This window comes from Bacillus sp. GW821-FHT11D08 (genome assembly GCF_058808515.1).
Genome location: NZ_JBXARS010000008.1, coordinates 131834 through 145112 on the forward strand (window position 1 = coordinate 131834; position 13279 = coordinate 145112).

Sequence of the window (13279 nt, forward strand, 5' to 3'; positions counted from 1 at the left end):
CTTATGAGTGATTCACTTTGACCCGTTTCATAAAGAAAGCGCTGATCAAGCCGATAACGGCGACAATCATCGCGAAGATAAAGGCGTGCTGGACGCCCGCAATCAGCGCGTGAGAGTATGCGGAAGGATCATTCGGGTTTTTCACGGTGCTCATATAATTCTTCTGCCCGGCTGCCATGATGCTGACCGCCACCGCAGTGCCGATTGCGCCGGCCATCTGCTGGAGCGTATTCATAATGGCCGTTCCGTCCGGGTAAAATTCCGGCGGCAGCTGGTTTAAGCCATTCGTTTGCGCCGGCATCATGATCATGGAAATGCCGATCATCAAGCATGTGTGGAGCACGACGATGAGAATGGCCGTTGAAGTGCCGGTAATGTTTGAGAAAAACCAAAGTACGGCGGCCGTGATGACAAACCCGGGAATGACAAGCCACTTCGGTCCGTATTTGTCAAACAGGCGCCCCGTCACCGGAGACATAAAGCCGTTTAAAATACCGCCCGGCAGCAGGATGAGCCCGGACGTAAACGCCGTCAGCATCAGTCCGCTTTGTAAATACATAGGCAAGAGGAGCATTGTCGATAAGATAACCATCATACAGATAAACACAATCACGACACCGAGAACAAACATCGGATAGCGGAAAGCGCGCAGATTCATCATCGGCTGCTTCATTGTCAGCTGCCTGATGGAAAATAAGATGAGCGCGATCGCACCGACAGTGAGCGAACCGATAACCGTCGGGCTTGACCAGCCGTCTGATCCTTCGCCCGCATTGCTGAATCCGAATACGATGCCGCCAAACCCGATTGTAGACAGAATAATGGAAAGCACGTCAATTTTCGGTTTTGTAATGTCAGACACGTTCTGCATGTAGGCGATGCCGAATAAAAGAGCCAACACAAGAAACGGCAGGGAAATCCAGAAAATCCAATGCCAGTTCAAATGCTCTAACACAAGCCCTGAAAATGTCGGACCGATCGCAGGAGCGAACATGATGACAAGCCCGATCGTCCCCATCGCCGCTCCGCGCTTATGCGGCGGGAAGATGACGAGGATCGTATTAAACATCAGCGGCAGCAGCAGCCCGGTTCCTAAAGCCTGCACGATTCTTGCCGCCAAAAGAAACGGAAAGCTCGGTGCAAGCGCTGCAATCAGCGTGCCGATAATGGAAAAAGCGAGTGAAACGATAAACAGCTGTCTCGTCGTAAACCATTGCAAAAGCAGACCCGATACCGGGACAAGAATACCGAGAACGAGCAGATAGCCCGTCGTCAGCCACTGGACGGTCGCAGGAGTGATATGTAACTCCTTCATCAGGTCAGTCAGGGCGATATTCAGCGCCGTTTCACTGAACATGCCGATAAACCCTGCCGTCAGTAAAGAAATCATGATCGGCATGACTTTATATTGTTTGGAAGGCTGAGCGTTTTCCAAAATCATTCTCCTCTCTTTCTATACGTACATGTCTCTCGTATTTTATGTCTTCAGCAGGTTCGGGATTTGTTTAGAAATATGGAGGATCGGCATTTTGTCTTTTTTGGCTAAGGACACAATGATGCCGCCTTCTATCATGGCATTTAAAACAGTGCTGATTTCCGCCGCTTTCTCATCAGAAAAACCGGCTGATCTCAATTTGCCCGCGAACAGATTCTCCCATTCCTGATAAGCGCTTTGACAGGCCTGCTGGAGCTTTTCGCTCTTTAAAGCAGTCTCGGCAGCCAGTAAACCGACAGGAAACCCTTCAAAGTTTTCCGGACATGTGAATTGGCTTGATAAGTCCTGTAAAAACGCTTGAATGCTTTCCGCAGGATCAGGATGGGCATCAAGGCTTTCTTTTATTTTCATACGGATATAATGGCTCATTTCATTGACAGCCTCAATGGCGAGCTGCTCTTTGCCGTCCGGAAAATGATAGTAAAGAGAACCTTTCGGCGCACCGCTTTCTTTAATAATCTGATTCAGCCCCGTGCCGTAATACCCCTGAAGCTGAAACAGCCTGGTTGCCGCGGCGAGGATTTTTTCACGAGAATCTCCATAGCTCATAATGTTCCCACCTTACTGATTTTTGACAAATTTAAAATATAGTGACTGGTCTATTATCTTGATTTCACATGACGGTGTCAAGGTTTTTTAACGGTTATTTTCTTCGGGAGGTTGCCTGACAAGCGCGTTGACCGGTGAGAGGAAAATCTTCATAAATAAAGAAAAGGAGAGAAAAGAATGAAAAAACAATTTATGCCCTTCATTACATTTATCACGGCTCTGCTCTTCATCGCGGCCGGCTGCTCCCAATCTCCTCAAGCGAAAGAAACACCGCCCCGGATGGCAGCCGCAGCCCCAGCGAAAAAAGACGGACTTCCGAATGTTAAAATTCTTGCCGCCGGCGGCACAATTGCAGGCGCTGCTCCTTCAAAGACGTCAGCTACGGAGTACACGGCGGGGGCAATCGGAGTTGATGCCCTGATTCAGGCCGTTCCGGAGATAAAAGAGGTCGCGCATGTGAGCGGAGAACAGGTTGTGAATATCGGCAGCCAGAATATGAATAACGAGACACTGCTGAAACTTGCAAAACGGGTAAACAAGCTGCTCAAGTCTGATGATACAGACGGCATTGTCATTACACATGGAACAGACACACTTGAGGAAACCGCCTACTTTCTCAATCTGACGGTCAAAAGTGACAAGCCCGTTGTTGTCGCCGGGTCAATGAGGCCGTCCACGGCGATCGGAGCAGACGGGCCGTCCAACTTATATAACGCTGTAAAAACAGCGGCTGCGCCTGATGCGAAAGGTAAGGGGACGCTTGTCGTATTAAATGACAGAATCGCTTCGGCGCGCTATGTGACAAAAACCAATACAACCGCGGCCGACACATTCAAATCGGAAGAAATGGGTTATATCGGAACAATTGCTGATGACATCTATTTTAATAACATCATGACCCGAAAACATACGAAGGATACAGATTTCAAGATAGATAAACTTGATAAACTGCCGCAAGTCGATATTATATACGGCTATCAAAATGACGGAAGCTATCTCTTTGAAGCTGCCGTAAAATCAGGGGCGCAAGGCATTATTTTTGCAGGCTCGGGAAACGGCTCAATGTCTGATGCGGCGCAAAAAGGCGCCGTAAAGTCGGTCAAAAGCGGGCTGGCGGTCGTCCGCTCCACAAGGACGGGAAACGGAACGGTAACACCTAATCGAGAGTATGAAAAAGACCATTTGACAGCTTCAAACTCTCTCAACCCTCAAAAAGCGCGGATTCTGCTGATGCTCGCGCTGACAAAAACGCATGACCCTAAGCGGATTCAAACCTATTTCAATGAGTACTAGGAGAAGAGAACCGGGTGTTCTCTCCTTTTTTTGTTTGCCGTATTAAAGTATAAGTGTGCTTTCGGGAAAGGGGCGTCTTTCTCATTTTTCCGCCTCTTTTTCAATTGTTGAAAACAGTAAAAAATACTCTATTTTTTCCTTTTCTTCTCTAATAAAATGAAAATTGCAAAAAATTACATAACAGGAGGAAAGTTCATGAAACAAATCAAAAGCAAAATCCTAGCGATCCTTACAGTCTGCATGCTCTCCGTCATTTCCGTATTTGCCTTCCAGCCGACCGTATCGAAAGCCTCCTCAGAGCATAACCCGGTTGTCATGGTCCACGGAATCGGCGGGGCGTCCTTTAACTTCGCGGGAATCAAAACGTACTTGGCATCCCAAGGCTGGTCAAGAAATGAGATGTACGCCATTGATTTTCTGGACAAAACCGGAAACAACAGACACAATGCACCGAGACTGTCCAATTACGTGAAAAAAGTGCTCAGCGAAACAGGTGCGAAAAAAGTCGATATCGTCGCGCACAGCATGGGCGGCGCCAACACGCTCTATTACATTAAAAATCTTGACGGCGGAGACAAAATCGCAAACGTCGTCACACTGGGCGGAGCGAACGGCCTTGTGACCAACCGGGCGCTTCCGGGGACTGATCCGAACCAAAAGATTTTATATACATCGATTTACAGCTCAGCGGACTTAATCGTCCTGAACCCGCTGTCACGGCTGATCGGCGGGAAAAACGTGCAGATTCACGGTGTCGGACACATCGGACTTTTGATGAACAGCCAAGTAAACGGGCTGATTAAAGAAGGTCTGAACGGCGGCGGACAAAATACAAATTAACAGTTTCAAAGCCCCGGAGAATGAGAATATCCCGGGGTCTTTTTTTCTTCCATATTCTTTTTTCGCCGTAAACCAAGCCCTCTGAAGTTATTTTTGTTAAAATAATAAAGTTATATCAGAATTCGGAGGGTTTATTGTGGGAAAAGTGAAAAGAAATGCCCCTTGCCCATGCGGCAGCGGGAAGAAATATAAAAAATGCTGCGGAAGCAAAGAAGCTGCCATTCCGGCAGACATCGCGGCAAAAGAAGCGAAACAGATTCAGGAAAGCCTAATGGAGTACGCCTTTACAGCACATAGAGACGGCATATCATCATTTATTAACCAGCACGCGTTCATTACGGAGCTGGACAGACAGACAAAAGACATCGGAGTCTTCAACCTCGGCATCTGGGGAATTTTCTTCCGTCCGCTGGCAGGCGGCAAGACGATTTTTGAAGAATATCTTCAGAAAAAAGCCGGCGGCATCAACCGCCCGAAAACACGGGAAATCGTTGAATCATGGAAAAGCATGACACCTGCCGTTATGGTGCTTGAAGATGTGAAAGAAGGAATGATTCACTTTGAAGATGTGATGACGAAAAAACAATTCAAAGTGGAAATGGACGTCAGCCAGCAGGATCTTCCGCCGGCGGGAAGCCTGATTCTCGGCTATCCGATCCACGAAGCGGAAAAAGCGGAGTTCTTCATGCAATTTACGATCTTCCCTGTGAAGCGGACCGAAGCTCTAATCAGCAAAGTGAAAAAGGCGGCTGCCCCGGCTCTTGCGGAAGGAAAATCGCCTGAGCGCTTTATGCAGGACAACTTCGACATTGTGCTGGCCGCTCTTTTAGGAACGGCGGAAGAGCCTGAGCAGGCTGCTGAAGAAAAACAGACAGAGTGGGCCAACGACATGGAGAAGGAAACGGCAGACGCCATTGAAAAAGGCCTGAGCGGGGATGAATACCCGGCTGAGCTGGTTCCGGCCGTTATTGATCTGTGGAAAACGTTCTGTGTCAAAAAAACACCGACGATCAGAAAGCCTGAAGCTTTCGCGGCGGCGGTCGAATATTACGTAAACAGCATTTCTCTGAACGGCGCGTCCGTTTCTCAAGCGAAGCTGGCGAAGAAGTACGGCGTCAGCGCCTCAACGATTTCCAGCCGCTATAAGGAAATCGAGGGTGCTCTCACGGATGAAGCCGAACGCTTCGCCGCAGCTCTGACATCTTAATACACAGCCAAAAAAACCTTGAAGGGCAAACGCTTTTCAAGGTTTTTTCTGTAGATAGGCTCTCAGGCAGGATAATTCTTACCGTCTATCTAATACTAAACAGAGCGATAAAAAGAAGGGAGCCTGAGCCATGGATGAGACACGTACGCTGGGCAGGACGGATTTACGGGTAAAGCGTATCGGTTTTGGCGCAAATGCGGTCGGAGGACATAATCTGTTTCCGAATCTTAATGATGAAACGGGAAAAGAACTCATCCGCACAGCATTGGACGGCGGCGTCAATTTTATTGATACGGCGTTTATATACGGTTTGGGGCGTTCCGAAGAGTTAATCGGTGAAGTTGTCGCAGAGCGCGGCGTGCGGGACAGCCTCGTGATTGCGTCAAAAGGCGCGCATAAAGAAGTCAACGGACAAATCGAGCTGGACAACAGCCGTGAATTTCTCCGGAGTGAGGCGGAAAACAGCCTGAAGCGGCTGAAAACAGACGTGATTGATTTGTATTACGTCCACTTCCCTGACGGCAAAACACCGCTCTCCGAAGTGGCGGGCACGCTAAAAGAACTGAAGGACGAAGGGAAAATCAGAGCAATCGGCGCGTCCAATCTCAGCTTCCGGCAATTGCAGGAGTTTAACGCCGACGGCTATTTAGAGGTTTTTCAATCGGAATATTCACTGATTCAGCGTGAGGCGGAGCATGATCTGCTGCCTTATTGTGAAAAGAACGGCATTTCCTTTATTCCTTATTTTCCGCTTGCTTCCGGCTTGCTGACGGGAAAGTTTACAAAAGACACAGTCTTTGAGGACAGACGAAAGAACAGGCCGCCGTTTCAGGGAGAAGCTTTTCACCAAAATCTGGAGCGAGTGGATAAGCTTCGGGCCGTTGCGGAGGAAAAAGGGGCGCAGACAGCGCATATCGCACTCGCATGGCTTCTGTCGCAGCCGGCGGTGGATGCGATCATTCCCGGAGCCAAACGCCCCGACCAGCTGAAACACAATCTGGACGCGCTTCATGTGCAGTTAACCGAGGATGAGGTTCAATATATCAGTGACATCTTTAAGTGAAAATAAAAAAAGGAAATAGCCTGCGCTATTTCCTTTCTTGTTGTCAGGACGTTTTCAAAAACGCTTCTGTCAATCCTTCCAGATCGGCGTCTGTATCCAGATACCACTGGCCGCGGGCGTTTTTCTTCATCTCAATTTCTCTTGTAACAGAAGAAGAAGCCGGTTTCAGGCGCATAAACTCTTCCGGATAGACAGAAAGCAGGTGGCTGACAATTTCGTTTTCATCAGCATCAGGGTGCTTTCCGGCATAGTCTTGCACGCGGTCTTGCAGCTGGCCCGCAAGCGGAGACATATCAAGCGGCGTCACTTTTGCTTCAAGGACGGCTTTTTTGCCTGACATGGATTTGGTATGCACCTTGAGCTCTGTGTTATCCCGAAGCGCTGATGACATGGCGTCAATAATAGCGGAAATGGCTTTTGAATCCGCCTGTTCTTGTGAAATGCCTGCAGAAGCGATAAAGCTGGCTTTCGCCGATTCCTGATATGCGGCGGCCGTCATTTTTTCATTTACACCGGTCAGGCGGGTGAAATCTTTATTGTGCTTGCCGTACAGCATCACATCAATGTATGCGGATAATGCGTCCGCCGGGTCAGGTTTTGCGTTGGAGGCTGTGCCTTTGACTTTCAGTTTATAAGATAAAGGCTTCGCGTCTTTTGCCTGCGGCTGATATACCAATTCATAGGATTTGCCTTCGTCAGCCGTGAAGTACAGATTGCCCGTCACTGTCTTACCGGCATGAAGCGTGCCGCTCTGCATCAAATCTTCCTTATCGGCCTTGGCTGTTTTCGCGTCATCCTGATAAAGTGAGAAGTCGCTGCTTTTGACGGTAAGCGGGTCTTTGCCCGTATTTTTGACGGTGACCGTTACTTTCAGCGCGGCCGGATGTTCAGTATCGTCTGAAGCGGCCCATGCCGTCTCTTTTATTTTCACTTTCGCCGTGCTGCTTTCCTGGCCGCCGCTCGTTTCGCTGCTGCATGCGGCGGTAAATGCCGTGAGAAGCAGAATGAAAAACACGGCGCTCATTTTTTTGATGGACATCTGGTTTACCCCCTGTTGTTAATGATTAATTCGATAGTCATGAAGACAGACAGGTTAATTATACTAGTTTTGTATAAAAGAGTCTTGGTAATCATCAATCTTTTTGGAAGAAAAGGAAGTGTTATGATGAATAAAGAAGAATTGAAACAGCTGGCTCTCCGAATCGGAAACGTACCTGCCCGCTACGAGAGTAATGTGGAAGAATACCAGGAAGATGAGGTTCTGTTTTGGTGGGAAGATAAGAATGATCCGCAAGCCGGCATCATGGTCGAATTAGACCGGGAAGGAAAACTGAAATACTTATCCCGTCCGGCTTTCCAGACTGATCTGCCGGCTCTTTCGGAATCGGACATAGAAGAACGGATGCGGGCGTTTTTAGAAACCCATCGTCCGGGGGCATTGGCTGAGTTTGAACCGGAAAAAAACGGACCCGCAAATGATGGCGATGTGAGATATTCCTATGTTCAGATGGCTGACGGTCTGCCGCTTCCGCTGACCGGGTTTTACATCGACCTGGCTGTGACAGGGGAAGTAACCGGCTTTTCTTACCATGGGAAGGCCGATGATCTGTTAAGACCGGAGACAATTGCGGACAAGCGGGAAGCATTGGCTCACTTTGTCAAACATATTGAAGCAGAGCTGTTGTTCACCGTCCTGCATCAGTCCGTCTATGTGCAGGGGGATGACAAGCCCCATCTCGTCTATGAAATCGTGTCTCCGACGCGGCCGATATCGGCCGACCTGAAGGAAGAGAATGCAGAATTAGACGAATATGAAGAGCTGGAAGACGGCACGCGGCCGTATGTCCCGATTTCATGCCCTGCACCTGAAGCGGAAAAGATGAGCATCAATGACATGATCGGGCTGCACGACGGTTTTTATAAAGAGAGGGAAAGCGATCTTGGAGAGGGCTGTATCGGCATTGCCTGGCGTCCTGAAAAAACAAAATCCGTGCGGGAAGATAAAAGCTTTGAAAGTCTGTTTAAAGAACGGAATGAACACGTATTGAAAACAAGATATGATAAAGAATCGGGCCGGCTCACCGGGGTGATGTCATTTATAAAAGTTGAAGGTGAATCGGTGTTTTCCGAGGAAGAATGCCATCACATGGCCATCCGCTTTTTATTCGCCATGTTTCCGGAAGCGGATCAGTATTTCCGGGTTCAATATGATGAACCGGATGATGAAGGAGAAAACGTGGGACTTACATATAAGGCTTGTTCGGGCGGCGTTGATTTGCGATTCGGAGAGGGAAGAATCTGTGTCAGCAAAAAGACGGGTCTTGTCACTTTTTATATGCCGCCGGAAATTGATCCGAAAGAGCTCGAGGAAATCGATCCCGTTCCTTCATTGACAATGGAAGAGGCGAAGGACGCGATCCGCCGGGCCATCAAAGCCGAGCTCGCTTGGGATCGTTGTTACGATGACGACAGCTGCGGAAAAGTGTACAGGCTCGTATACAAGCCGGTTTTCCCGCGGTTTATTGAGGCTCATACAGGGGAAGCGATCACGAGTTTAATAGGCTGAAGGTCATGGGCGTTCGTCCCGGGGCTTTCACGGGGAATGTGACATTTGTATGAAAAAGTGCCGCTCTGAATACGGCTCTTTTCCCTCTTTGCTAAAAATAGACACATAAAAGGCACTTTCTTCCCTTTAAAAGGATAAGGACGTTTTTATATAATAAAAAACAGTTCTTTTTTATACACTCTTCTGAAAGGATGACCCCATTGCTGAAAGAACATCTGAGAAAAAAAGCGCTGGAAATCGGGAACATACCGCCGGACTATGAGCTTGAAATAGAAGATTATGATGAAAAACAAAAAACGAAAGCCTATTATATATGGAAAGATCGTAACCATCCGGATAAAACGGTCACGATTGAGCTGGGCGACGACGGATCTTTGCTTACCTATTCACGCAACGACTGTCCGAGTTCAGACATGCAGCTGTCAGACGCCGAATTAAAGCTGACGGCTCTTCGGTTTGCGGCGAGACACCGCCCGCTAACTTTTATGAATTTCATCTTTCAGGCGAGGGAAGAACGCAATGGGTGCATCCGATTTATCTATACAAAAAAAGTGCTCGGCCGGCCGCTTCCCGATTCAGGTTTTTTCGTTGATGTAACCAGGAGCGGCTTCGTCGTGCAGTTTATCTATTACGGGGATAAGGGTGAAGCGCCCGTTCCGGAAACATTCGTCGATCGGGAAAAAGTCGTCTCGCATTATATGAGTGTGCTGACATTCAGTCTCGTCTATGATGTGGTCAATTTTGAGAAAATACCGCGTCTCGTCTATGAACCGATTCTGCCGGCTTACAGCTATCCGGCCGGTGAAGATGATATCGTGCCGGATCAGCAGCTTTGCGAAGACAGGAATGAGCCGGCAAAACCGCTTCCCGCGTTTGAACATAAACGGGAAATCAGCCTGGATGAATTAATGGGGTTTACCTCGGATATGGTTCAGACGCGCCGGCGCGATCTCGGGGATGAGATCGGAACGACATGGCGGAAAGGATCGGTTCCGGAACGGAAAGATTTGAGTATCGAAAGCTATTTTGAAAGCAGCAACAAAAATACAATGAAGATGAAAACGGACAAAAAGACAGGGAAAATGACAGCCTTTAAATCTTTTATTGAGCACCAGGGCCCGGCCTTTTATTCTGCGGAAGAGTGTGAGGCCGTCGCGCTTCAATTTTTATACAAGCTTTATCCGAGAGCGGACGAGTTTTTTAAAATGAACCCGGTGAAAACGGACGGAAGGGGCAGGTTCCGCTTCCATTTTTCCATATGGCATCAGGATATTCCGCTGCGGTTCGGCGCTGCGAGAATACTTGTCAGTCCCGTAACGGGGCTTGTGGAAGCTTACATGGCGCCTGACATTGACCCGGAGCAGCTGGAGAAGATCAATCCGGTGCCGGCCGTTACTCCCGAAGAAGCAAAGGCCGCTTTTTTATCCGATTTCCATCTGCGGCTGGAGTGGCAGCGCGATTTTACGCCGTCCGGCAATGAAGGATATAAGCTTGTGTACAGGCCTGTCTATCCTCCGTACATTGATGCGCAAAAGCGAAAAAAGAAAAGGTTTTATTAGCCAGGGATCATTTGTAAATGAGGATAATCTTTAAAGCCTCTCCAATCGCCTCCCCAATCAAAACCGAGCGTTTTGGCAATCGATACGACCTCAAGCCAATCGGGCGTGCCGTTTCGGTTTCCGTCGTACGTCATATCCCAAATCAGGCTTCCATCCTTTTTTTGCAGGGCGAAGTCGATCGCAAGGCCGTAATTGTGGTAAGATTCCCCGCCTTTTGCGTAGGTGACGATATTTCCTTTTTTTGAACGTCCTTGACGGTACAATTCGTTTTGTTCCTCAATTGATCTGAAACCCTCTGTGATAACGACGGTGATGCCTTTGTTCAGAGCGGCCGTCTGCAATAGCTCCGCATTCTGTTTCACGAGCGGATGAAGAGCGCTTGGAATGGCTCTGTCTTGTAATGCCGTCTGCGGCCTCAATTCTTTCTGCACATAGGAAAAACATAGGTCTGCGGAAAAGAAGAGGATCAAAAGCAGCGCAATTCTGACTGGTCGTTTCATGGTGAATTCTCTCTTTCTTTAATTGATTAAAATCTTTGTTTGCTCACTGCCATAAATTTGCTATGATAAAATATAACATAATTAGTAGCCGGAGGAAGGAGGCAAATCTATGAAATCCAAGATTCCATCTGAAGAAGTGGCCGTAAAGATGAATGAATGGTATAAGCTGATCCGCGCGTTTGAAGCCGATCAAGCTGAAGCGCTGAAGCGGGAGATTCAATATGAACTCGAAGATATGGAAGAGAACCAGGATTTATTGTTGTATTTTTCATTGATGGAATTTCGGCACCGCATCATGCTGGATAAATTAAAACCCATGAAAGACGGCGACTGCCAGCCTCCGTTCTCTGAAATGCTCACTGAGATTGAGATGAACCAGCAAAAGCTGACCGGCTTACTGGAATATTATTTTTACTATTTCAGGGGAATGTATGAATTTAAGCAGAAAAACTTCATCTCAGCGATTTCTCATTATAAGCGGGCTGAGGAAAAGCTTGAATATGTGGAAGATGACATAGAGAAAGCCGAGTTTCTGTATAAAATTTCTGAGGTGTACTATCATATCAAGCAGACTTTCTTTTCGATGAATTACGCGGGACAGGCGCTTGATATTTACAAGAAATATGAATTATACGGAATGAGAAGGGTGCAGTGCAAATTTATCATTGCCGGAAATCTGATGGACGCCCAGCAGCATAAAAAAGCGCTGGAATACCTCGAATGCGCCTTGGAACACGCGGAGCGGCTTGATGATCAATATATGATTGCTGCGGCCTATTATAATATCGGGCACTGTATGTACAGTCTGGGTGACTTTTGCAAGGCGGCGGAGGATTTTGAACGGGCGGCTGCCGGATTTGAAGCACACAGCTTCCGGCAGGTCATCCAGGCTGTTTTTTCACTCACGCATATCTACTTTAAAACGGAAAAATACAGTGAAGCCGCCGCCAGCTGCGCGCGGGGCATGAGAAGCGCGGCGGAGTGGGAAGATGAGATCTATATGACGAAATTCCGTCTGATTAAAGAGCTTTATCAGGGGGAAGGCGGACAGGATTCGCTCAAAGAGTATTTTGACATTCTGGAATCAAAAGAGCTGTTGGCTGACACAGAGGAACTGCTTCAGGACGCGGCTCATTTCTTTCATAAACGGGAGAACTACAAAGCGGCATCTTATTTTTTCAGCAGGCTTGTCGGCGTGCAAAAAAGGCTGCAAATGAACAACTACGCATAATGAAAAAAAGAACGAGGGAGCTTCGGCTTCATCGTTCTTTTTATGATCTCTTTTGTTTTCGGCCGATCAAAACCGGGTACATGCTCTGTATTAACATCAGGGAGGAAATGAGACAATGTATCAGGATTTACAGGGAAAAACAGCAATCGTAACAGGTTCTTCGAAAGGAATCGGAAAAGCCATTGCCGAACGCTTCGGCAAGGAGCGGATGAATGTGGTTGTGAACTACCTCGGTGATTCCGCCGGAGCGGAAGAAGCGGCGGACATCATTGAGAAAGCGGGAGGCAGAGCCGTCACCGTAAAAGCCGATGTATCCTCAGAAGAAGGGATTCAGGCGCTGTTTGATGCCGCCCAGGAGCATTTCGGGGGTGTGGACGTGATGGTCAACAATTCCGGCTTTAACGGGGCCGAAGCGATGCCCCATGAAATGAGCTTGGAGGATTGGCAAAGGGTCATCGACGTCAACGTGACCGGCACCTTTTTGGGGGCGAAAGCGGCACTGAAACATATGCTCGATCGCGGCAAAAAAGGAACGGTCTTAAACATATCGAGCGTTCATCAGCAAATACCCCGTCCTGAAAACGTGCAGTACTCGGCATCCAAAGGCGGGATCAAAATGATGACGGAAACGATGGCGCTCAATTACGCATCCAAAGGCATCCGGGTGAATGCCATCGCTCCCGGCACGATCGCCACGGAGTCCAATAAGGATCTGGAAGATGAAACACATAAACAGGCCCAGCTGAAAAAAATTCCGATGAACGCCTTCGGAAAACCTGAAGAAGTCGCCGCGGCCGCCACATGGATGGTGTCGGAAGAAGCGAGTTACGTAACCGGAACGACACTTTTCGTCGACGGAGGCATGACGCTTTATCCGTCTCAGCTGGACAGATAAAAGAGAAGGGGAAACCTTCTCTTTTTTGTTTAGGGAAGGATCATAAAGGAAATGGTTCTCTAAAAAACAGGAGGGCCGCAA

General features: G+C 48.1%; 12 protein-coding genes. 8 read left to right on the forward strand and 4 right to left on the reverse strand.

Annotated elements, in window-relative coordinates:
• Position 1 precedes the first annotated feature (1 nt).
• Together lmr(B) and lmrA are read right to left on the reverse strand one after the other, a co-directional pair.
• Positions 2-1441 (reverse strand): lincomycin efflux MFS transporter Lmr(B), encoded by a 1440-nt coding sequence (lmr(B), locus tag AC1RRX_RS16070; protein WP_032865253.1) that lies wholly within the window; start codon positions 1439-1441, stop codon positions 2-4.
• A 36-nt stretch (positions 1442-1477) separates the two neighbouring features.
• Positions 1478-2044, reverse strand: coding sequence for a transcriptional regulator LmrA (lmrA, locus tag AC1RRX_RS16075; protein ID WP_007409030.1), 567 nt, complete (start codon positions 2042-2044; stop codon positions 1478-1480).
• Between the two features lie 177 nt (positions 2045-2221).
• Between lmrA and AC1RRX_RS16080 the strand changes: the two genes are divergently transcribed.
• From AC1RRX_RS16080 to AC1RRX_RS16095, 4 genes are all read left to right on the forward strand, one after another.
• The gene (locus tag AC1RRX_RS16080) at positions 2222-3337 is read left to right on the forward strand and encodes a type II asparaginase (protein WP_144464851.1); all 1116 of its coding nucleotides are present in this window, start codon (positions 2222-2224) and stop codon (positions 3335-3337) included.
• A 195-nt stretch (positions 3338-3532) separates the two neighbouring features.
• Positions 3533-4177 carry a lipase EstA gene (estA, locus tag AC1RRX_RS16085; RefSeq protein ID WP_007409033.1) on the forward strand — a complete coding sequence of 215 codons (645 nt, stop codon included), beginning with the start codon at positions 3533-3535 and terminating at the stop codon, positions 4175-4177.
• Between the two features lie 136 nt (positions 4178-4313).
• On the forward strand, positions 4314-5384 hold the full coding sequence (locus AC1RRX_RS16090) for a helix-turn-helix domain-containing protein (protein WP_015416739.1): 1071 nt from the start codon (positions 4314-4316) through the stop codon (positions 5382-5384).
• A gap of 130 nt (positions 5385-5514) precedes the next feature.
• Positions 5515-6447 carry an aldo/keto reductase gene (locus AC1RRX_RS16095; RefSeq protein WP_144464853.1) on the forward strand — a complete coding sequence of 311 codons (933 nt, stop codon included), beginning with the start codon at positions 5515-5517 and terminating at the stop codon, positions 6445-6447.
• A 43-nt stretch (positions 6448-6490) separates the two neighbouring features.
• On the opposite strand, the gene AC1RRX_RS16100 is transcribed toward AC1RRX_RS16095, so the two are convergent.
• Positions 6491-7486, reverse strand: a complete 996-nt coding sequence (locus AC1RRX_RS16100) for a DUF5105 domain-containing protein (protein WP_015416740.1) — start codon at positions 7484-7486, stop codon at positions 6491-6493.
• A gap of 126 nt (positions 7487-7612) precedes the next feature.
• On the opposite strand from AC1RRX_RS16100, the gene AC1RRX_RS16105 reads away from it, so the two are divergent.
• Together AC1RRX_RS16105 and AC1RRX_RS16110 are read left to right on the forward strand one after the other, a co-directional pair.
• The gene (locus tag AC1RRX_RS16105) at positions 7613-9013 is read left to right on the forward strand and encodes a YcdB/YcdC domain-containing protein (RefSeq protein ID WP_144464855.1); all 1401 of its coding nucleotides are present in this window, start codon (positions 7613-7615) and stop codon (positions 9011-9013) included.
• A 200-nt stretch (positions 9014-9213) separates the two neighbouring features.
• Positions 9214-10572 carry a YcdB/YcdC domain-containing protein gene (locus AC1RRX_RS16110; protein ID WP_015239098.1) on the forward strand — a complete coding sequence of 453 codons (1359 nt, stop codon included), beginning with the start codon at positions 9214-9216 and terminating at the stop codon, positions 10570-10572.
• Here the strand turns inward: AC1RRX_RS16110 and cwlK are convergent.
• Complete coding sequence (cwlK, locus tag AC1RRX_RS16115) at positions 10569-11072, reverse strand: peptidoglycan L-alanyl-D-glutamate endopeptidase CwlK (RefSeq protein ID WP_007409039.1); 504 nt, start codon at positions 11070-11072, stop codon at positions 10569-10571. The genes AC1RRX_RS16110 and cwlK overlap by 4 nt on opposite strands.
• 109 nt (positions 11073-11181) lie before the next feature.
• Here cwlK and AC1RRX_RS16120 point away from each other — a divergent pair, with 109 nt between their 5' ends.
• A complete protein-coding gene (locus AC1RRX_RS16120) occupies positions 11182-12303 on the forward strand; it encodes a response regulator aspartate phosphatase (protein WP_007409040.1) in 1122 nt (373 codons plus the stop codon).
• A 115-nt stretch (positions 12304-12418) separates the two neighbouring features.
• On the forward strand, positions 12419-13198 hold the full coding sequence (locus AC1RRX_RS16125) for a glucose 1-dehydrogenase (RefSeq protein ID WP_144464857.1): 780 nt from the start codon (positions 12419-12421) through the stop codon (positions 13196-13198).
• Positions 13199-13279 lie beyond the last annotated feature (81 nt).

What these genes read in the sequence shown, in the direction of transcription:
- lmrA (WP_007409030.1), bottom strand. Translation starts at nt 2,044, where the DNA reads ATGAGCTATGGAGATTCTCGTGAAAAAATCCTCGCCGCGGCAACCAGG.
- AC1RRX_RS16080 (WP_144464851.1), top strand. Translation starts at nt 2,222, where the DNA reads ATGAAAAAACAATTTATGCCCTTCATTACATTTATCACGGCTCTGCTC.
- estA (WP_007409033.1), top strand. Translation starts at nt 3,533, where the DNA reads ATGAAACAAATCAAAAGCAAAATCCTAGCGATCCTTACAGTCTGCATG.
- AC1RRX_RS16095 (WP_144464853.1), top strand. Translation starts at nt 5,515, where the DNA reads ATGGATGAGACACGTACGCTGGGCAGGACGGATTTACGGGTAAAGCGT.
- AC1RRX_RS16100 (WP_015416740.1), bottom strand. Translation starts at nt 7,486, where the DNA reads ATGTCCATCAAAAAAATGAGCGCCGTGTTTTTCATTCTGCTTCTCACG.
- AC1RRX_RS16105 (WP_144464855.1), top strand. Translation starts at nt 7,613, where the DNA reads ATGAATAAAGAAGAATTGAAACAGCTGGCTCTCCGAATCGGAAACGTA.
- cwlK (WP_007409039.1), bottom strand. Translation starts at nt 11,072, where the DNA reads ATGAAACGACCAGTCAGAATTGCGCTGCTTTTGATCCTCTTCTTTTCC.
- AC1RRX_RS16120 (WP_007409040.1), top strand. Translation starts at nt 11,182, where the DNA reads ATGAAATCCAAGATTCCATCTGAAGAAGTGGCCGTAAAGATGAATGAA.
- AC1RRX_RS16125 (WP_144464857.1), top strand. Translation starts at nt 12,419, where the DNA reads ATGTATCAGGATTTACAGGGAAAAACAGCAATCGTAACAGGTTCTTCG.